The following is an 18,132-nucleotide window of genomic DNA, read 5'->3' on the forward strand; positions in this document are numbered from 1 at the left end:
AGTCACATCAGTCACTTATTTCACACAAATAACTGCAGGTCACAGGAGTTTCGACTTCATCTACCTCATGGGCCAATCGGTTCGCTTCAGGCTCGCCGAGAAGGCATGATCACCTCCATGCGCTCAAGGCTCATCACGTCACTCGCGACCCTTGTCGTCACCTCCGCCACCCTGATCGGTGGTGGCATGGCGACCGCGTCCGCCCAGTCGGTAGAGGCCGCGCTACCGCCACAGATCGCCTCTCAGGTCGAGGGCTTCACGTCCCAGGTGCGGGCCGCACTCCCTCCGGATGTGTGGGCGGCGGCCGGCTCCAGCGGGATGGCGTACCAGGACATCTCCGGCGGTCTGCGCGACGGGATCATCAACGAGATCAACGGCTACCGCGCCTCGCGCGGACTGGTGACCCTCGCGCCGAACGCCGCCCTGGACCGCGAGGCCCAGGCGTGGGCGAACCGCCTGGCGGCGGAGGACAGGGTCTACCACAACACCGGCCTGATCGACCGCGGCTTCGGCGAGAACATCGTCGCGGCGGGTACCTACTGTGGCCCGGTGTGTCTGGTGGACCTGTGGAAGAACTCTCCCGGCCACAATGCGAACCTCCTCGAGGCGGGTTACCGCTCAGCCGGAATGGGCATCGCTTACGGTGGAGGGAAAGTTTTCGTGGTACACAACTTTTCGTACTGATCCGGGCGGGAGTCCGCTCGCGCTCCGGATAGTCAGGCCACGCGCGCCCGACCCGATGAGACGAGGGAGACCATGTCCGAACGGATCACGCGAGCACTGAGGCTCAAGACAGACCCAGGGGTGTTCCTGACGACGGTGGGGATCATCCTCGCCTTTGTCGTCATCACCTTCCTGGCCGGCGACTGGGTGGGCAGGGTCTTCGGCACCGCCTCCGGGTGGATCATGACCAACCTCGGGTGGTTCTACATCTTGGGCGTCACGACCTTCCTCGGTTTCCTCATCTGGGTGGCGATGAGCCGCTTCGGCCATGTCCGGCTGGGCGGCGACGACGAGGAGCCCGAGCACTCCACACTCACCTGGTTCGCGATGCTCTTCGCGGCCGGTATCGGCTCGATCCTCATGTTCTGGGGCGTCGCCGAACCCATCTCGCACTTCGCCGCCCCGCCGCGCGGGAACGTCGAACCGGGGACGGTCGACGCCGCCCAGGAGGCGATGGCGTTCACGCTGTACCACTTCGGCCTGCACACGTGGACGATCTTCGCGTTGCCGTCCCTGGCGTTCGCCTACTTCATCTACAAGCGCAAGATGCCGCCGCGGCTGAGCTCGATCTTCGCCCCGCTGCTCGGCGACAAGATCTTCGGCCCCATCGGCAAGACCATCGACATCGTGGCCCTCATCGGCACCGTGTTCGGCGTGGCCACCTCGGTCGGCCTGGGCACGCTGCAGATCAACGCCGGACTGAACGAGCTGTTCGGCATCGAGATGTCGCCGTTCGTCCAGGTCCTCACCATCGCGATCGTCACCACGGTCGCCTGCATCTCCGTGGCTCTCGGCCTGGAGAAGGGCATCAAGCGCCTGTCGAACGCCAACATCGTCATGGCGGTCGCCCTGCTGATCTTCATCCTGGTCACCGGTCCCACGCTGTTCCTGCTCAAGGGCACGGTCGAGTCGCTGGGCGTGTACCTCACGGCCCTGCCGGAGCTGGCGTTGTGGAACAACGTCTTCCCGGCGAGCGACGACCTGGCGTCGTGGCAGAACACGTGGACAGTCTTCTACTGGGCGTGGACCATCACCTGGTCGCCGTTCGTCGGCATCTTCATCGCCCGTATCAGCCGCGGCCGCACGATCCGCGGGTTCGTGTTCGGTGTCCTTGGCCTGCCGGTGGCGTTCTCGGTCCTGTGGTTCGGCATCTTCGGCATGGCGTCGTTCCACATCGAGCTGTTCGAGGGCGGTGGACTGGCCCAGAAGGTCTCGGTCGAGGGCGACATCCCGGGCGCGCTGTTCGGGTTCCTGTCCCACTATCCGCTCGCGACCCTCCTCTCGGGCCTCGCGGTGGTGCTGGTCGTGGTCTTCTTCACCACGTCGGTCGACTCGGCGGCGATGGTCGTGGACATGATCGCCTCGGGTAAGGACGACGAGGTCCAGGCCTCCCCCGCGCACCAGCGCGTCATCTGGGCCGTGCTCATGGGCGCGGTCGGCGCGACGATCCTCGCGGGCACCGGCGAGGGTGGCCTCACCGCGTTGCAGGAGGTCATCACGGTGATCGGTCTGCCGTTCTTCGTGATCGCCTTCGTGATGATGTTCAGCCTCGTCAAGGGGCTCCGCGACGACATGGGCGAGCGCCTGCCCACCGTCACCCGGCAGTGGGATCGCGCCTACTCGCCGGAGGAGCTCGAGGTGCAGGAGGAGGCGCCCTCTCCCGAGCCGGTCCACCCGCTGCACCAGATCCCGGACCCCGACAACGGGGTCGAGGAGGACGACGGGGCGCCCGCGGCGTCGTCCACGGCCACGTCCGCGACGGATCAGGAGCCGAACTCCGACCGCTAGTGTCCCCGCACGTCGAGCATCGTCATGCCGGCGTGCATCTCCCAGACGAGGATCTCCGCGCCGTCGTCGCCCGCCGTCACGCGCCGCCCGCCCGACGCCGTCATGCGGGCGGCGTCGCCGGTCTCGAGGACACCCTCGCCCTCGAGCGCCACTGAACCCACCGGGACGTAGAGGTGCAGGTAGGGCGCGTCGGGGAGGGTGATGGTGTGCCCGGGCGCGAGCCGCGAGGCGAGGAGGGCCGACGTCCGGTTGCGGATCCGGATGGCGGCCTCGTCGCCGTAGGTATCAAGTCCTCCGGCGACGACGACGAGGGAGTTCGCCAGCGCTCCGGGGTCGATCTCGAGCTGTTCGTATCCGGGGTCTCCACCGGCCTCGTCGGGCACGACCCACATCTGGACGAGGTGGACGGGCTCGACGTGAGCGGGGTCCTGCTGGATCGTGCCGTCGCGCCAGGCGTCGTTGCGCTCGGAGTGCAGGATCCCGGAGCCGGCGCTCATCCGCTGGGCGAGCCCGGGGTAGATGATCCCGCTGTGTCCCTCGGAGTCCTGGTGGACCAGTGAGCCCGACAGGACCCAGGTGACGATCTCCATGTCGCGGTGGCCGTGGGTGTCGAAGCCGCTGCCGGCGGCGATCCGGTCGTCGTTGTTGACGAGCAGACGTCCGAAGTGGGTGTTCATCGGGTCCTGCTGGCGTCCGAAGGAGAAGGAGTGGCGGGACTCCAGCCAGCCGCCGCTGTCCCGGCTCCGGGAGCGGGAACGGTGGATCTTCACGGACGGGGTCAGCATGATCGGCCTCCAAACTGGGTGATGCGTCAACTATATCACGGTGCCGGAATGTGATCTTCCCTACCTGTACCGATCGCTCCAGCAAGGACTGTTCCGCGTCCCGGGTTCCGGCCCATCGCAGGTGAGCGGCACGGGGTCGCCGGGTGCTGCCCGGCCGATCCCGGGAGTGTTCCGTGTGGCTTCGGTGGACGCGACGTGGGCGGGCTGCTTGAGTGCGGTGGGTCCGGACGTGCGTCCAGTACGCATGTCCAGAAACTTTCGCCAAATTTTGGTGCCGCGTCATCGGGAGTTCTATAGTGATGACCGTCACACCGGGTAGGAGGAGTTCCGATGCTGCAGAACGCTCTCATCACCACGCTCCGCGTGGGTGTCGCGACCACCAACGAGGTGGCTCATCTCGTCGTGGACAACACCCTCGGTCGGATGCTCGACACGAATCCCGACAAGGTCAGATAGGGCCTTCGGCCGGTCCTCGGTCGAACCAGGTGAACGCACTTTGCGTCCCGCACCCGCGTGATGTGCGACGCACCGGGGTCAGCCTGGGCGCCTACCGGCCCTGACGTGGCCTAGTCTGTTCGGCATGTCGGACAACCCCTTCGGTCGGGTCATCACCGCGATGGTGACCCCCATGCATGATGACGGTTCGATCGACTTCGACGGCCTCAAGTGCCTCGCGGTCCATCTCGCCGACAACGGCCACGACGGTCTCCTGGTCAACGGCACCACCGGAGAGTCCGCCACGACCACCGATGACGAGGACTACGACTGTGTGGCCGCCGTCGTCGAGGCGGTCGGCGACCGGGTCAAGGTCATGGCCGGCTGCGGCACCAACGACACCGAGCACTCGATGCGTGCGGCCCGGGAGATGGCCGCCCGGGGCGCGGACTCGCTGCTCGTAGTAACGCCGTACTACAACAAGCCGACGCAGCACGGGATCGTCGAGCACTTCCGCATGGTCGCCGAGGCCGGGGGCCTGCCGGTCATGGCGTACGACATCCCGGGCCGGACCGGTACCGCGCTGGCCACCGAGACCATTCGTCGCCTCGCGGAGATCCCGCTGCTCAAGGCGGTCAAGGACGCCAAGGGTGACCTGTTCGAGGCGAGCCGACTCATGGCCGAGACCGATCTGATGTGGTTCTCGGGCGACGACGTGCTCAACCTCGCCCACCTCGCGCAGGGCGCCGTCGGCGTGGTCTCCGTGGTCGGCCACGTCGCCGGGAACGAGTACCGCGCGATGATCGAGGCGGTCGACGCCGGCGATCTGCCCCGGGCCCGCGAGATCCATACCCGTCTCATCCCAGCCGTCGACGCCGTCATGCACACGTCGCAGGGGGCCATCCAGGCCAAGGCGGCGCTGAAGATGCAGGGGATCATCGCCTCCGACCGCCTGCGGATGCCGTTGCTCCAGGGGCCGGCCGAGCACCAGGAGAAGCTGCGCGCGGGACTGCAGGCCTCGGGGCTCGCCTGAGTCCCGGCCCCGCCTGAAGGGACGTACCCGCCGTCTGCCGCGACCGGGCAGTGCCCGGCAGCGCGGCGCCCGGCGGCGAGTCAGCCGAAGGCGACCATCTCACTGCACCGCCGCCACAGCTGCGCGGCGACCGCGGGGTCGTGTGAGCGTCGCGTCGACCAGGTGATCTCCGGGTGGCCGCGCAGGCCGCCGACCCTGTCGGGCCCCACGAACGCCCCGCCCGCGATGTCGGTGACCGTCGCCGCGTACAGCACGGGCAGTGCCCCCTGGTCCGGGGTCAGGCCCGCGCCGGGGATCGAGTTGCCCAGCTGGAAGAACTTGTCCAACAGTGGCCGGCCACTCTGCCGGATGAGCTCGGTGGCCGTGTATCCCGGGTGCGCGGCGACCGACCGCACCGGCGATCCCGCGCGCTCCAGATGCCGTTGCCATTGATAGGCGAGCATGAGGCACGCCAGCTTGGAATTGCCGTACGCGCGCATGGGGCCGTAGCCCGAGCGCTCCATGCTCAGGTCGTCGGTGTCGATGCGACCCCACAGGTGCGCCAGCGAGGCCAACCACACCACCCGATCGGTCACCACGGGCTCCAGTCCCAGTGTCAACGCGTGGTGGCCGAGCGCGTTCACGCCGAACTGCATCTCGTGCCCCTGTGCGGTGAGCGAGTGGGGGATGTTCATCAGCCCCGCGTTGTTGACGAGCACGTCTATCCGGTCGAGTTCGGGATCCGAGGTGACGGCCCGGACGAACCCGGCCACCGAGTCGAGGTCCGCCAGGTCGAGGCCGCGCACCAGCGTCCGTTCCCGCGACGCGGTGGGGAGCGACGCCCGTGCAGCCTCCGCCTTCGCGGTGTCCCGGCAGGCCATGACCACTCGCGCCCCCCGCTCGGCGAGTGCCGCGGTGGTGGCGAATCCGATGCCGGCGTTGGCTCCGGTCACGATGACGGTGCGGCCGGTCTGGTCCGGGATGGCGGTTGCGTTCCACCGGTTGGAGCGAGTCATGAACGTCAGTTAACCAGTCGCGCCTCCGGCCTGGGGACGCCAGATGTGGTAACGCGGGGATGTCAATCGCGATGTTCTTGTGACACACTCGTCGGGGACTTAGTGGTCCCATCAGTCACACGTGACTCCACCCGCTGTCTAACCCGGAGTACCTTCCATGACGCTCGATCGCCGTTCCTTCCTCCGTCGTGCGGGCCTCGGCGCCGCAGGCGCCGGCGCCGTCGCCGCGGGCCTCGCGCCTGTCGCCGGCGCGCAGTCCGTGGTCCCCGAGGCCCTCGGTGGCCTCCCCGGTGCGGGCGCCGGCGTGCCGATCGGCACCGTGCTCGACTACGCCTCCGGCCCGCCGAGCGGCGCCGCTGTCCGTGCCGCCGGACACCTGGGTGCCGTGCGCTACTGCTCCGAGCGTCGTCCGGGTTCGGAGTGGATGACCGGCAAGCCGCTGCTGCGCCGCGAGGTCGACGATTTCCACGCGCACGGTCTGAGCGTGGTCTCCTGCTACCAGTTCGGCAAGGGCGAGACCGCCGACTGGAAGGCAGGCGCCGCGGGCGGCGACCATCACGCCCCGATCGGAATCCGGATCCACCGCGCCGCCGGCGGCCCCGCCGGCGTGCCGATGTACGTCGCGATCGACGACAACCCCACGCAGTGGCAGTTCGACCACCAGATCGCCCCGTACCTGGAGCGCTGGAACGCCCACCTCCGTGGCGCGGGCATGTCCCTGGGCGTCTACGCCAACGCGCCCACCATCGACCGTTGCCGCGGGCGCGGTCTCGGACGCTACTTCTGGCAGCACGACTGGGGCTCCGGCGGACGCCTCAACCCCGCCGCCGCCATCCACCAGAAGGCCGGCAAGCAGTGGGCCGTGGGAGGCGTGATGAGCGACATCAACGATGTCTACTCGGTCGACTACGGCCAGTGGGAGCCAGTCGATCTTGCCAAGATCGCCCAGGCCGCGGCCGGAAGCCTCGCCTGAGGGGACGGGTGAGGCGGACCGCCTTTCCCCGGTGCGGATGACACCGGAGGGGCCGTCGTCCCGGCGCCGAGTGGATGAGCGGGAAGCCGCTGCTGCGCCGCGAGGTGGACGACTTCCGCGCCCACGGCCTCAGCATGGTCTCCTGCTACCAGTACGGTCGCGCCGAGACCGCCGACTGGAAGGGCGGGGCCGGCGGCGCGGATACCCACGCGCCCGTCGGTATCCGGATCCATCGCGAGGCCGGCGGTCCGGGCGGTGTTCCGATGTATGTCGCGATCGACGACAACCCGACGTGGTGGCAGTTCGAGAACCAGATCGCCCCGTACCTCGAGCGGTGGCGCCACCATCTGGGCGGCGCCGGTATGAAGCTCGGCGTGTACGCCAACGCTCCCACCATCGACTGGTGTCGTGGCCGCAACCTCGGCGAGTACTTCTGGCAGCACGACTGGGGCTCGAACGGGCGGCTCAACCCGCACGCCACCATCCACCAGTTGCCGGTCAAGCAGCAGGTGACCGTGGGTGGTGTGGTGTCGGACCTGAACCGCGTCTACGCGCTCGACTACGGCCAGTGGTGGCCGATCGACCCGGCCGCCCTCGCGCAGTCGGCGCTCGGCAGCCAGAGCTGACCCGCGCCCCGGCATCGACCCACGAACGCCGCTGACCTGGGGTGCCCTGCACGCTGCGTGCAGGGCACCCCAGTTCAGAGCCTATTTTCAGGCGGAGGCTGAAGCGGGCCGCCCGGCCCGGCAGCTCACTCGACGGTGATCTCGCCCATCGCCCCCCACGTTTCGCCCTCGAGCGTGGTGTTGAGGATCCGTGGGGTGCGCTGCAGGTACTGGGCCGCGGAGCCGGTGAACTCCTTGAAGTGGGCGGAGCCCACGTGCTCGGCGGGGGCGTTGCCGTCGCGGAACGCCTCGCACAGCAGGAACTCGGTGGGCGTCTCGGTGGAGCGGTACCAGTCGAACCACAGGTTGCCGGGCTCGGCGCGGGTGGCCTCGGTGAACTGGCGGGTGATCTCGAGCCAGGTGTCGGCGTGTTCGGGTTTGACGTCGAAACGGACGTTGATGAGCATCATGCTCCCATCATGCCGTGTTTTCCGACCGGTGCGACTCGACCCCCGCGACGGCGCAGGCCTACCCTGGGTGGGGTGACCATCGAGCTGAGCATCGAGAACCCGTGCGTGCCGCAAGCGGAGGCCGACTCCTCCGTGCGTGCGGTCTGGAACCAGTTGTCGCTCGACGCGACCTCCAGCCGCAACGAACCGCTGATCGCCGGCCTCGTCCTGGACCTCATCGACGGGTGCGATGACCTGGGTGAATCCCTCGCCCGACTGGCGGCCTCGCGCATCGCGACGCCGGAGATCGGCCGGCACGTGCTGGAGAAGGAGATCCGCGCCGTCCTGGTGGAGCACCCGCAGGTCCTCGAGGCGGTGGCCGAGGACCTCGTGGTGAGCTACGAGCGCAACCCGGCGTACCCGAACTACCTGGTGCCGTACCTGTTCGCCAAGGGGTTCCTCGGCCTGCAGATCCACCGCGTCGCCCACGAGATGTGGAACTCCGGCCGCGTCATGGCGGCCTCGTTCCTGCAGAGCCGCAACTCCGAGGTGTTCGCGATGGACATCCACCCCGCGGCCCGCGTGGGGTCGGGCATCCTGGTGGACCACGCCACGGGGATCGTCATCGGCGAGACCTGCGTGATCGGCGACGGTGTGTCGATCCTGCAGGGCGTCACCCTCGGTGGCACCGGGAACGAGGACGGCGACCGTCATCCCAAGATCGGCTCGGGCGTGCTGCTGTCGGCGGGATCGATCGTGCTGGGCAACGTCCGCGTGGGTGACTGTGCGAAGGTCGCCGGTGGATCCGTGGTCCTGCACGAGGTGCCGGCGCACACGACCGTCGCCGGGGTCCCCGCCAAGGTCGTCCGTCGTCACGCCGACTCGATCGTGCCGGCCGACGCGATGGACCAGGACATCACGATGGACGCGGGCTTCGAGCTGGACCGGGAGTTCGACGCCGACGCCTGATCAGGCGGCCTACTTCGAGGAGCGGTGAACGATGCGCGTTCTTGTCGTGGACGACGAGCCGTCGATCCGGGAGAGCCTGCGCCGTGGGCTGGTCGCGGGCGGCTGGACCGTCGACACCGCGCCCGACGGCGAGATCGGGTTGGAGATGGCCTGCGACGAGGGCTACGACGTGGTGGTCCTGGACATCATGATGCCGCGTCGCAACGGCTACGAGGTCGTCCGCGAGATGCGTCGCCGCGAGGTGTGGACGCCGGTGCTCATGCTCACCGCGAAGGACGGCGAGTACGACCAGGCAGACGCGTTCGACCTCGGTGCCGACGACTATCTGATCAAACCGTTCTCGTTCGTGGTCCTCGAGGCGCGGCTGCGCTCGCTGGTGCGTCGCGGCGCCCCCGAACGTCCCTCGACGTTCCAGGCCGGGGATCTCACCGTGGACCCCGCGGCGCGGGACGTGCGGCGCGGCGACGAACGGATCACCGTGACCGCGCGGGAGTACTCCGTGCTGGAGTACCTGATCAGGAACCGTAACCAGGTGGTGTCGAAGGAGCAGATCCTGCGGGCGGTCTGGGACGCGGCGTACGACGGCGACGACAACATCGTCGAGGTCTACATCGGCTACCTGCGCCGCAAGATCGACGCACCGTTCCGGGCCCACGCGATCGAGACCGTCCGCGGCCAGGGCTACCGCCTCGTGGACAGCACCACCGGCACCTAGTTCCCCCGGCCGCAGCCGCTCCTGACCGCAGCCGCTCCTGACCGCTGAGCCGTCACTCCGGTACGTTTTTGCGGCGTCTCTCCTGGGGAAACGATGACCGGAGTGACGGCGCACCGAGTTAGAGCTCGTCGTCTTCCGTGTGGTCGAACTGCTCGGCCGGCAGCTCCACCACGAATCGCGCCCCGCCGCCGGGGGCGTCCTCGACGCGGACCTCTCCGCTGTGTGTGCGCGTGATCTCGGCGACGATCGCCAGTCCGAGTCCCGACCCGCCACTGCCCCGCGCGCGATCGGCGTCCAGGCGGGCGAATCGGTCGAAGACGGTCGCCCGCTGGGCCGGCGGAACCCCCTCGCCGTCGTCGTCGACATACACCACGGCGCGCGGTGCGGACGGCTGCGTGCGGTCGACGGTGAGCTGCAGGGACAGGCGCTCCCGCGCGTGGCGACGCGCGTTGTCGACGAGGTTGCGCACCACGCGCTGGAGGGCGTCGGGATCGCCGACCAGGCGCGCCGGTTCGACCGACACCTCCACTTTCAGACCGGTCTCGCGGCCCAGCCCCCGCGCACGGATCGCCTCCGACAGGACGATGTCGTCTAGGTCCACGTCGTCGCGACGCAGCGGGGCCCCGCGCTCGTCGTTCTTGGCGAGCAGGAGCAGGTCCTCGACCATCAGACGCATCCGCTTGACCTCGGGCAGGAGCAGGGTGTCGACGGTCTCCACGTCGACCGGGGTGCCCGAGGTGGAGGACAACTCGAGCATGGTCGACAGCGTGGACAGGGGACTGCGCAACTCGTGCGAGGCATCACCGACAAAGGCCACCTGGGCGGTGCGCGCGGCATCGAGGCGGGCGAGCATGGCATTCATCGTCTGGGCGAGGCGGGCGATCTCGTCCTCGGTCTCGGGCACGGGGACGCGCTCGCCGCGGCCGGAGGTGGAGATCTCGGCGACGCGGGAGCGGATGTTCTCCACCGGCCGCAGCGCGCGGCCCATCGCGTAGTAGACGAACGCAGCCGTGACCAGGCCCGCGACCGGCACAAATGACAGGAACAGGATCGCGCCCGTGCCCAGCAGGGCGTCGTAGCGGTCGGTGATGGTGCCGACCTCGACCGTCATGGGGATGCCGCCCACGTTCGTCCCGACGGAGGTGACGCGCAGGTCGGTGCCGTCAGGCAGGCGGAGTTGGTGCTCGGTAGTCTCCCCGACGGCCGGGGCGGGCAGCGCCCCGATGTCCTCGAGCCCCCGCATCACCTGGCCGGCGACGATCCGGTCGCCGGGGGCGACGATCCGGATGAAGTCCACGCCGGACATCGGCTCGCTGACGATCTGGAGCGCCGACTGTGGGCCCCGCGCGGCGAGCTGCCCGGCCACGTCAACTGCGCGCTGCTGGTCGACCCGGTCGATCGTGCCGTGGACGGCCGAGCGCAGCATCAGCCACGCGCCGCCCGCGGCGCCGGCCAGGACGAGCATGACGATCGCGGCGGCGATCACCGTCGTCGCGACACGGACGGGCCAGCGGTGGGGCGTGGCGAGCGCGTCTCGGGTCAGGGGCACGCCTTACATTGTGCGGCGGGAACGGCCTCGCGTGCCGGGGTGGGTTAGCGCCGGGCTGCGGGACGGGCTGCGGGACGGGGTGCGTGCCGGCGTGCCGGACCGGGCGAGAGGCCGGGCCAAAACTAGAACACGTGCTAGCGTCGCTGGGGTGAGGGAATCGGAGTACAAGGGGCCGGAAGCACGGTTGGGCATCACGTGGGCCGAGCCCGAACCCGGGAAACTCCGGTGGAACCAGCCGGTCGGGGAGCAGATGCTCGACCCGGAGGGGCGTTTCGCGACCGGCAGCCTGGCGCTGCTCGTGGATTCGGGCCTGGGTTCGGTCAACCACCGTCGCAGGCCGGCGGGGATGTGGACCGTGTCCACGGAGTTGCGCGTGGACCTGTTGTCGACGCCCCGCGCGGGCTCGACCGGCCTGGACGTGCGCACGGAGCACCTGGGTGGGGACGGTCGCTGCCTCACGACGCGGGGTGATGTGGTGGACGACGACGACACCGCGCTCGCCGCAGCACTGGTCAAATCCATGGAACTCGAGATCAGCTGGGACCCGGACGAGTTCGACGACGAGCCGCCCTGGCCTTCTCGGCTCGCGCCGGGACGACTGGCTGACGTGCTGTGCGTGACCTTTGCGCACTCTGCTGACGGTCCCGGGGGCACGCGTGCGGTCGAGGCCGTGGTGGCGCCGGAGCCCGAGTTGGCCAACCCGCTCGGCAATCTGCACGGCGGCGTGTTCGCGGCGGTGGCCGAACTGGCGGGCGCGGCGGTGTTCCCGCACGAGCGGGAGGTCTCGTCGTCGTCCCTCGACGTGCGCTACATCCGACCGATCCCGCTGGACGGGCCGGTCACGGTGCGTGCGGAGACCGTCCACGAGGGCCGGAACTGGGGGATCGCCCGGGTCTCCAGTTGTGACGAGCGCGGCCGCGTGTGTGCAATGGCGTCGGTCACTGTCTACGGCCAGAAGTAGTTGTCGCGCCCACAATCTCGTAGTCTGATTTGCCGTGGCCGCCCTGTGGCGGCCGGTACAGCAGCTGAGGCATGACATTCGAGTAGGGGGACGGACGTGAAGATCGGCATCATCCTGGGGAGCATCCGCGAGGAGCGTTCGGGCGAGTCCGTGGCGCAGTGGGTGGCGGACCGGGCGGCCTCGCGTGAGGACGCGACGTACGAACTGGTCGATCTGAAGTCCTTCGACGTTCCTCTGCTCACCTCGGCCACCGTGCCCGGTGCGGCGAACAAGCAGTACGAGGACGAGCGCGTCACCCGCTGGAGCCAGGCCATCGATTCCTACGACGGCTTCGTCTTTGTGACCCCCGAGTACAACCACAGTGTCCCCGGCGGACTGAAGAACGCCTTCGACTCGCTCGGCAACGAGTGGGCCGACAAGGCCGTTGCGTTTGTGTCCTACGGGGCCGAGGGCGGCGTGCGCGCGGTGGAGCACTGGCGGCAGATAGTGGCCAACTTCCATATGTACGGCGTGCGTCAGCAGATCTCGCTGAGCCTGTTCACCGAGTTCGGCCCCGAGGGCGTCACGCCCGTCGAGCGCCGGAACGACGAGATCACGACGCTGTTCGAGCAGCTCGAGAAGGCCACGCGCCGCGCGATGGCGACCACCGCCTGACCTACGCGGACACCACAGGCATCAGCAGCCCGCCCCCGCGATCGCGGGGGCGGGCTGCTGTGGTGATGTGCTCAGGACCCGGCTGATCGGCCGGTGCCGGGATCGACCCAGCTTTCCGGCCGGTGCCGGAAGCGGGTCAGTTCAGGGCGGCGAGCGCGGCGTCGTAGTCCGGCTCGGTGGTGATCTCGTCGACGAGCTGGGTGTAGAGGACCTTGCCCTCGGTGTCGAGCACGACGACGGAGCGGGCGTTGAGGCCGGCCAGCGGACCGTCGTTCATCTTGACGCCGTAGTCGGTGGCGAAGGAGCTGCGGAAGGTCGAGCCGGTGGAGACGTTCTCGATGCCCTCGGCGCCGCAGAAGCGGGCGGCCGCGAACGGCAGGTCCGCCGAGACGTTGATGACCGCGGTGCCCTCGAGGCCGGCGGCCTTCTCGTTGAAGGTGCGGACCGACGTGGCGCAGACGCCCGTGTCGACACTCGGGAAGATGTTGAGGACGACCTTCTTGCCGGCCAGCGACTCGGAGGTGACGGCCGAGAGATCGGAGCCGACGAGGTCGAACGCCGGAGCGGTGGAGCCGACGGCGGGGAGCTCGCCGGACGTGGTGACGGGATTGCCCTTGAATGCGGTGGTTGCCATGCCTTCCGTTCTACCGGACGGCGGGCGTCAGCGGGGTAGGGCGACGTGCACCGAGAGGTCGTCGGGCACCCCCTTGACCCCGCCGCGACGGAACGTCCGCTTGGGCCTGGTCGGGACCCGCTCCGGATCCAGACCCGCGCGGGTGGTCTCGCTGATGAGGATCTCGCTGGTCCCGGCCTTTTCCGCCAGTCTCGCGGCAATGTTCACGTCGGTGCCGAGATAGTCGTCCCCGATCCGTCGCGGGTACCCGGTGTGCACTCCCACCCGGAGCGAGGGGGTCCACCCCGAGACCTCGACCTCGGCGACCCCGGCGAGGCAGTCCACAACCGCGTCGAGTGCGAGGGCGGGGGACGGGAACACGGCCATCATCCCGTCGCCGAGCCGCTTTACTACGGTGCCCCGGTGCTCGCGTACCCGCGGTTCGGTCGCGGCGGCGACCCGACGGAGGAGGACGAGCGCGTCCTCGTCACCCGCGCGCATCGCCCAGTTCGAGAAGCCGACGATGTCGGTGAACACGATCGTCACCTCGCGCGTGCCACCGCCCCGTCCCGCCCGCTCGCGCAGTGCGTGCCAGACTTGCAACCCGCCGAGCGTCATCTCACGGGTGGCCGTGGGGTGGTCGTCGAACAGGCGGCCCGCCACCCGGGCGATCGTCCCGGCTCCGTCCCGCCCCGCGGCCGAGAGGGGATCCCCGAACCCCGCATCACCCGGCAGTGCCCGACGGACCCGCCGCACGAGGTCGACCGACGACGGGTTGCGGTTGACCTCGCGGCTCCGGTCGGCCACCTGCGCGGCCACCTCTCGTGCGCGGGCCCAGCGCGGTGACGGATCCGGAGGGAGGTCCGGTGACGCTTCCGGTGGCTGTTCCGGGGTGGAGTCCGGTGACGGTTCCAGGGAAGGAGAGGTCATGCGGGAGATGCTAGGTCGGCCGCGGTCGCCACGGGGACCGGTCGCCACGGGGATTGGTCGCCACGGTGACCGGTCACATCGGCGGAACCGACACGCCGGTCTGGTCCACGGCCCGCCACAGGTACCAGGACGCGACCGACCGGTACGGGGCCCACGCCTCGGCGTGCTCGGCCATCTGCGCGGGGGTGGCCCTGGCATCCAGCCCCAGCACCAGCTCGAAGCCGCGTCGGACACCGGCATCTGCCAGCGGGAACACATCGGGTCTGTCCAACAGGAAGATCAACTGCATCTCCGCCGTCCATCGGCCTATCCCGCGGACAGAGGTCAGGGAGTCGATGACCTCGTCGTCGTCATACCCGCGCAGCACCTCCAGGGTGGGGATCCTCCCCACCCGCACCGCGTCGGCGAGATCGCGGAGGGCGGCCACCTTGGGCCGCGAGATGCCGCAGGCCCGGAGCTCCTCGTCGGACAGGGCCGCGACCAGCGCCGGATCGAACTGACGGTGCGGTGCCCCGCTGGTTTCCGCCTCGCTGGTTCCCGGCCCGGAGGTGCTCGGCACGGCGGTGCTCGCCCGCTCGCGCAGGCGACCGGCGATCGTCGCGGCGGCCTTGACCGACAACTGCTGCGACAGGATCGACGACGCAAGGCGGTCGAACAGCGTGTGCTCGCCGACGTCGGGGGGTGGGGTGAGGGTGCAGGGACCGACCGAGTTGATGTGGATTCTCAGGAAGTTATCGGCCTGCCGGAGGTATCGAACGGCCGTGACCTTGTCGTATCCTACGGGCATGTCGTGCACGCTACGCGCGTACGACCGTGACCGGTGTGGCCGGATCGTCGCCTGCGTAACGGCGGAGCCGTGATCGTCGATAACAGGGGGGTCACGACATCGCTTGGGAGGGAACCGTTTTAGTGGGCAAGACACAGAAGCGTTTCGCCGCGGTCATCGCGGCCGCTGCAGTTTCGATGGGTATGGGAGTGGGAACCGCGTCGGCGGGGTCGGCGGAGATGCCGACCGGCGCCGCTCTGTACAACGGCGCGGTGATGCTCGGGTGCCAGACCCTCGAGCAAGCACAACTCCCGATGTGCTCGAACGTCGAGGCGCTCAACACCGACGATCCGGCGATCCTGACCGTCAATCCGTTCACGACCGACATCGTCATCCTCGGAGCCGGTTTGACCGACGACGGTCAGATTCAGCCCGTCCTCGAGGAGCGGCTGCGCGCCGGATATCGGCTCGCCACCGAGTACCCGACCTCGCGGATCATCGTCACGGGCGGAGTGCCGAAGAACGGACGGACCGAGGCCCGCGCGATGGGCGACTGGCTGCGCGGCGCCGGGATCGCCCCGCACCGGATCACCGAGGAGGGCAACTCCAACTCGACGGTGCAGAACGCGCAGTTCACCGACCAGATCTTCCGTGAGCGCGGCACCACCGGTGCCGTCGTGGTGACCAACGACTTCCACCTCAACCGCGCGGTGCTCAACTTCCGCCAGGCGGTTGACGGCCGCATCCCGGTGACCGGCGTCGTGGCCCGGGGCTGATCAAGGTTTCCGACCCGCAGCTCGGCGGGATCGCCGGATGGGCCGTCGGCGTGATGGACACGCTCGGCGGGCCCGGCGCCGCAATCATCGTCGGGCTGGAGAACGTCTTCCCGCCCATCCCCAGCGAGGTCATCCTCCCGCTGGCGGGTTTCTCCGCGGCGCAGGGGACGTTCAGCGTGGTCGCGGCGGTGCTGTGGACGACCCTCGGGTCGGTCGTCGGTGCCGTCGTGGCCTACGGGCTGGGGTTCTGGCTCGGCGCGGAGCGGGTCCGCGCATTGTTCGGCCGGATCCCGCTGATGGAGGTCCGGGACTTCGACACGGCCGAGGGCTGGTTCGACAGGCACGGTGTGGCCTCGGTGTTCTTCGGCCGCATGGTGCCTGTGGTGCGCAGCCTCATCTCGATCCCTGCGGGCGTGGCGCGCATGAACTTCCTGTTGTTCCTCGCGCTCACCGCCGGGGGCAGTCTGATCTGGAACACGATCTTCGTGGTGGGAGGCTACCTACTGGGCGGCCAGTGGCACCGCATCGAGTCGGTCGCCGGCTGGTTCTCGAACGCCGTGGTGGTCGCCATCATCGCGGTGGCCGTGGTGTTCTTCGTCCGTCGGATTCTGCGGAAGCGGGCGACGCGCCGGTCCGACCACTGATCGGAGCGGGGGCGGGCTCTGATCGGCGCCGCGGCGGGCGAGCGGGAACATCCGGAGCACTCCGCTAGTTGCATGATGTAACAGCAAAGCCGAGGAGGAGCCCGTGTCCGTAGTTCGCCAGGTTGTCCCGCTCGGTGCACAGTGGCCGGGTATCGACCCGTTCCTGTTCGCCGTCCACCATCGCGACGAGTTCCCGCCCGCCGACGGCCAGACCATGCGTCCCGCCGCCTCGCTCGAGGGCCGATCCATCGGCCAGGACTTCTCGGGCAAGGACGGGTGGTCGATGTACCACGGCGACACCGTCCCCGGCTTTCCGCAGCACCCCCACCGCGGGTTCGAGACCGTCACCGTGGTGCTCGAGGGCGTGGTGGACCATACTGACTCGCTCGGCGCCGCCGCGCGTTTCGGCCACGGCGACACGCAGTGGCTCACCGCGGGTGCCGGGATCTCGCACTCAGAGATGATGCCCCTGCTGGCCGACGACGCGCCCAACCCGCTCGAACTGTTCCAGATCTGGCTCAACCTCGCACCCGAGGACAAGTCCGCGCAGCCGCACTTCGACATGTTCTGGGCCGAGGACACCCCAGTCGTCGTGCGCGGCGAGAATGGCGCCGAGGCGAGGTTCCGCGTGATCGCCGGCGAGATCGACGGTGTCCGCGCGCTGGACCCGCCGCCGAATTCGTGGGCGGCCCGCCCCGAGAACCACCTCGCGATCTGGATCGTCACCCTCGATCCCGGTGTGAGCACCGAACTTCCCGCCTTCGACCCGGCCGCCGGACGCGTCCTCTATAACTACGGCGGCGGCCTCACCGTCGACGGGCAGACGCTCGGCTACGACGCCGCCGTGCTGGCGCCCGAGGCCGTGACGGTCACCGCCGGCGAGAACGGCGCCGCGTTTCTCATCCTCCAGGCCAGGCCCATCGGCGCGCCGGTCGTCCAACAGGGTCCGTTCGTCGGCAACACCCGCGAGGACGTCATCTCCGCGATGGACGACTACCGGGCCGGGGTGTTCGGGCAGTGGGACCTGACGAGCAACGGACCCGTCCACGCGCACGGCGAAACTCGGTTCGCCCGCTACCCGGACGGGACCGAGAGTCGGCCCTGACCCGTTCCGGAACCTGGAGCTCGTCCGAGCTCATTACTGCACCTGACGGGAGTTAGCGATTGCGTTCGCGGTTTGCCGCGTGTTCTGGACAGCGTTGCAGGCCGGTGGCCGTCCCGACCGGGTGATCAGGGCATGGTCATGTACATCAGGCGGTAGTGCCGTTCCGGCTGCCCATCAATCACCCCGGTGATGCCGAAGTGCAACATCATTTCGGTCTGCGGTAGGCCGGCTTCCACACAGGTCGATCCGTCTGCCGGTGCATCCGGGTGATCCGGCGGGAGGACGTCGTCGACTCGCCCCTCAACGCGCATCGCCTCGGGCTCACCACAGTCGGCCCGCACGGGGACCTCCGATCCCTCCTCGCGCACCAGGCGCTCCCCGGCCGTGATGTTGTTGACGGCCGTCGTCGGATCGACGCCAACCTGGCAGGTGCACAGGGTTGCCGGCTCGGGATAGGACTGCGCTACACCGGACAGCACACCGTCGACTCCGATGCAGTCCCCGAATTGTCCGGGCTCGAGGATGGCAAGGACCTCCTGTTCGGCAGCCGGATCCGAGCAGTCGATCCGTCTGAACTCCATTTCCGAGTCGTCGGTCACGATGCACTCACCGACCGCGAGAGGGTCCGGCGCGGAATCGCCGGAATCCCGGAGAACTCCCACAA

Annotated in this window: 20 protein-coding genes and 1 pseudogene; 13 read left to right on the plus strand and 8 right to left on the minus strand. The window is 69.1% G+C overall.

Annotated elements, in window-relative coordinates:
• The first annotated feature begins 105 nt into the window (after window positions 1-105).
• Window positions 106-684 carry a CAP domain-containing protein gene (locus tag OPF83_RS04580; RefSeq protein WP_264886041.1) on the plus strand — a complete coding sequence of 193 codons (579 nt, stop codon included), beginning with the start codon at window positions 106-108 and terminating at the stop codon, window positions 682-684.
• Between the two features lie 72 nt (window positions 685-756).
• Entirely contained in the window at window positions 757-2,511 is a 1,755-nt protein-coding gene (locus OPF83_RS04585) for a BCCT family transporter (protein WP_264886042.1), read from the plus strand.
• Here the strand turns inward: OPF83_RS04585 and OPF83_RS04590 are convergent.
• A complete protein-coding gene (locus tag OPF83_RS04590; RefSeq protein ID WP_264886043.1) occupies window positions 2,508-3,296 on the minus strand; it encodes a pirin family protein in 789 nt (262 codons plus the stop codon). The two genes, OPF83_RS04585 and OPF83_RS04590, sit on opposite strands and share 4 nt — an antisense overlap.
• Before the next feature lie 330 nt (window positions 3,297-3,626).
• On the opposite strand from OPF83_RS04590, the gene OPF83_RS04595 reads away from it, so the two are divergent.
• A complete protein-coding gene (locus tag OPF83_RS04595) occupies window positions 3,627-3,752 on the plus strand; it encodes a hypothetical protein (protein WP_264886044.1) in 126 nt (41 codons plus the stop codon).
• Window positions 3,753-3,876: 124 nt separating this feature from the next.
• Window positions 3,877-4,764, plus strand: coding sequence for a 4-hydroxy-tetrahydrodipicolinate synthase (dapA, locus tag OPF83_RS04600; protein WP_264886045.1), 888 nt, complete (start codon window positions 3,877-3,879; stop codon window positions 4,762-4,764).
• An 80-nt stretch (window positions 4,765-4,844) separates the two neighbouring features.
• Here the strand turns inward: dapA and OPF83_RS04605 are convergent, their stop codons facing one another.
• A complete protein-coding gene (locus OPF83_RS04605; RefSeq protein WP_264886046.1) occupies window positions 4,845-5,759 on the minus strand; it encodes an oxidoreductase in 915 nt (304 codons plus the stop codon).
• A gap of 157 nt (window positions 5,760-5,916) precedes the next feature.
• On the opposite strand from OPF83_RS04605, the gene OPF83_RS04610 reads away from it, so the two are divergent.
• Together OPF83_RS04610 and OPF83_RS04615 are read left to right on the plus strand one after the other, a co-directional pair.
• Window positions 5,917-6,732 carry a DUF1906 domain-containing protein gene (locus OPF83_RS04610; protein ID WP_264886047.1) on the plus strand — a complete coding sequence of 272 codons (816 nt, stop codon included), beginning with the start codon at window positions 5,917-5,919 and terminating at the stop codon, window positions 6,730-6,732.
• A gap of 65 nt (window positions 6,733-6,797) precedes the next feature.
• A pseudogene (locus tag OPF83_RS04615) lies at window positions 6,798-7,358 on the plus strand (DUF1906 domain-containing protein); the annotation flags it as partial.
• A gap of 125 nt (window positions 7,359-7,483) precedes the next feature.
• Here OPF83_RS04615 and OPF83_RS04620 read toward each other — a convergent pair.
• Window positions 7,484-7,807 (minus strand): putative quinol monooxygenase, encoded by a 324-nt coding sequence (locus OPF83_RS04620; protein WP_264886048.1) that lies wholly within the window; start codon window positions 7,805-7,807, stop codon window positions 7,484-7,486.
• Window positions 7,808-7,879: 72 nt separating this feature from the next.
• Here OPF83_RS04620 and OPF83_RS04625 point away from each other — a divergent pair, with 72 nt between their 5' ends.
• Together OPF83_RS04625 and OPF83_RS04630 are read left to right on the plus strand one after the other, a co-directional pair.
• Window positions 7,880-8,755: a serine O-acetyltransferase gene (locus OPF83_RS04625; protein WP_264886049.1), complete on the plus strand. Its 876-nt coding sequence runs from the start codon at window positions 7,880-7,882 to the stop codon at window positions 8,753-8,755.
• A 31-nt stretch (window positions 8,756-8,786) separates the two neighbouring features.
• Window positions 8,787-9,470 carry a response regulator transcription factor gene (locus OPF83_RS04630; RefSeq protein WP_264886050.1) on the plus strand — a complete coding sequence of 228 codons (684 nt, stop codon included), beginning with the start codon at window positions 8,787-8,789 and terminating at the stop codon, window positions 9,468-9,470.
• Between the two features lie 118 nt (window positions 9,471-9,588).
• Here OPF83_RS04630 and OPF83_RS04635 read toward each other — a convergent pair whose 3' ends face one another.
• A complete protein-coding gene (locus OPF83_RS04635; RefSeq protein WP_264886051.1) occupies window positions 9,589-11,019 on the minus strand; it encodes a HAMP domain-containing sensor histidine kinase in 1,431 nt (476 codons plus the stop codon).
• 148 nt (window positions 11,020-11,167) lie between these two features.
• On the opposite strand from OPF83_RS04635, the gene OPF83_RS04640 reads away from it, so the two are divergent.
• Window positions 11,168-11,980, plus strand: a complete 813-nt coding sequence (locus tag OPF83_RS04640; RefSeq protein WP_264886052.1) for a hotdog fold thioesterase — start codon at window positions 11,168-11,170, stop codon at window positions 11,978-11,980.
• A 96-nt stretch (window positions 11,981-12,076) separates the two neighbouring features.
• Window positions 12,077-12,634, plus strand: a complete 558-nt coding sequence (locus tag OPF83_RS04645) for an NADPH-dependent FMN reductase (RefSeq protein ID WP_264886053.1) — start codon at window positions 12,077-12,079, stop codon at window positions 12,632-12,634.
• Between the two features lie 136 nt (window positions 12,635-12,770).
• On the opposite strand, the gene tpx is transcribed toward OPF83_RS04645, so the two are convergent.
• The 3 genes from tpx to OPF83_RS04660 form a co-directional block, all read right to left on the minus strand.
• Window positions 12,771-13,268: a thiol peroxidase gene (tpx, locus tag OPF83_RS04650; protein ID WP_264886054.1), complete on the minus strand. Its 498-nt coding sequence runs from the start codon at window positions 13,266-13,268 to the stop codon at window positions 12,771-12,773.
• Window positions 13,269-13,295: 27 nt separating this feature from the next.
• Window positions 13,296-14,177 (minus strand): adenylate/guanylate cyclase domain-containing protein, encoded by an 882-nt coding sequence (locus tag OPF83_RS04655; RefSeq protein ID WP_264886055.1) that lies wholly within the window; start codon window positions 14,175-14,177, stop codon window positions 13,296-13,298.
• 73 nt (window positions 14,178-14,250) lie between these two features.
• A complete protein-coding gene (locus OPF83_RS04660) occupies window positions 14,251-14,964 on the minus strand; it encodes a DNA-3-methyladenine glycosylase (protein WP_264886056.1) in 714 nt (237 codons plus the stop codon).
• Window positions 14,965-15,086: 122 nt separating this feature from the next.
• On the opposite strand from OPF83_RS04660, the gene OPF83_RS04665 reads away from it, so the two are divergent.
• From OPF83_RS04665 to OPF83_RS04675, 3 genes are all read left to right on the plus strand, one after another.
• Window positions 15,087-15,719, plus strand: coding sequence for a YdcF family protein (locus OPF83_RS04665; RefSeq protein ID WP_264886057.1), 633 nt, complete (start codon window positions 15,087-15,089; stop codon window positions 15,717-15,719).
• Between the two features lie 53 nt (window positions 15,720-15,772).
• Entirely contained in the window at window positions 15,773-16,363 is a 591-nt protein-coding gene (locus OPF83_RS04670) for a DedA family protein (RefSeq protein ID WP_264886210.1), read from the plus strand.
• Window positions 16,364-16,466: 103 nt separating this feature from the next.
• A complete protein-coding gene (locus tag OPF83_RS04675; protein ID WP_264886058.1) occupies window positions 16,467-17,468 on the plus strand; it encodes a pirin family protein in 1,002 nt (333 codons plus the stop codon).
• A gap of 125 nt (window positions 17,469-17,593) precedes the next feature.
• Here the strand turns inward: OPF83_RS04675 and OPF83_RS04680 are convergent, their stop codons facing one another.
• Entirely contained in the window at window positions 17,594-18,067 is a 474-nt protein-coding gene (locus tag OPF83_RS04680) for a hypothetical protein (protein ID WP_264886059.1), read from the minus strand.
• Window positions 18,068-18,132: the final 65 nt, after the last annotated feature.

This window comes from Dietzia sp. NCCP-2495 (genome assembly GCF_026011735.1).
Lineage (GTDB): Bacteria > Actinomycetota > Actinomycetes > Mycobacteriales > Mycobacteriaceae > Dietzia.

Bases quoted from the DNA above. Each gene is read 5' to 3' on its own strand.
- OPF83_RS04580 (WP_264886041.1), top strand. From the start codon at position 106: ATGATCACCTCCATGCGCTCAAGGCTCATCACGTCACTCGCGACCCTT.
- OPF83_RS04585 (WP_264886042.1), top strand. From the start codon at position 757: ATGTCCGAACGGATCACGCGAGCACTGAGGCTCAAGACAGACCCAGGG.
- OPF83_RS04590 (WP_264886043.1), bottom strand. From the start codon at position 3,296: ATGCTGACCCCGTCCGTGAAGATCCACCGTTCCCGCTCCCGGAGCCGG.
- OPF83_RS04595 (WP_264886044.1), top strand. From the start codon at position 3,627: ATGCTGCAGAACGCTCTCATCACCACGCTCCGCGTGGGTGTCGCGACC.
- dapA (WP_264886045.1), top strand. From the start codon at position 3,877: ATGTCGGACAACCCCTTCGGTCGGGTCATCACCGCGATGGTGACCCCC.
- OPF83_RS04605 (WP_264886046.1), bottom strand. From the start codon at position 5,759: ATGACTCGCTCCAACCGGTGGAACGCAACCGCCATCCCGGACCAGACC.
- OPF83_RS04610 (WP_264886047.1), top strand. From the start codon at position 5,917: ATGACGCTCGATCGCCGTTCCTTCCTCCGTCGTGCGGGCCTCGGCGCC.
- OPF83_RS04620 (WP_264886048.1), bottom strand. From the start codon at position 7,807: ATGATGCTCATCAACGTCCGTTTCGACGTCAAACCCGAACACGCCGAC.
- OPF83_RS04630 (WP_264886050.1), top strand. From the start codon at position 8,787: ATGCGCGTTCTTGTCGTGGACGACGAGCCGTCGATCCGGGAGAGCCTG.
- tpx (WP_264886054.1), bottom strand. From the start codon at position 13,268: ATGGCAACCACCGCATTCAAGGGCAATCCCGTCACCACGTCCGGCGAG.
- OPF83_RS04655 (WP_264886055.1), bottom strand. From the start codon at position 14,177: ATGACCTCTCCTTCCCTGGAACCGTCACCGGACTCCACCCCGGAACAG.
- OPF83_RS04660 (WP_264886056.1), bottom strand. From the start codon at position 14,964: ATGCCCGTAGGATACGACAAGGTCACGGCCGTTCGATACCTCCGGCAG.
- OPF83_RS04670 (WP_264886210.1), top strand. From the start codon at position 15,773: ATGGACACGCTCGGCGGGCCCGGCGCCGCAATCATCGTCGGGCTGGAG.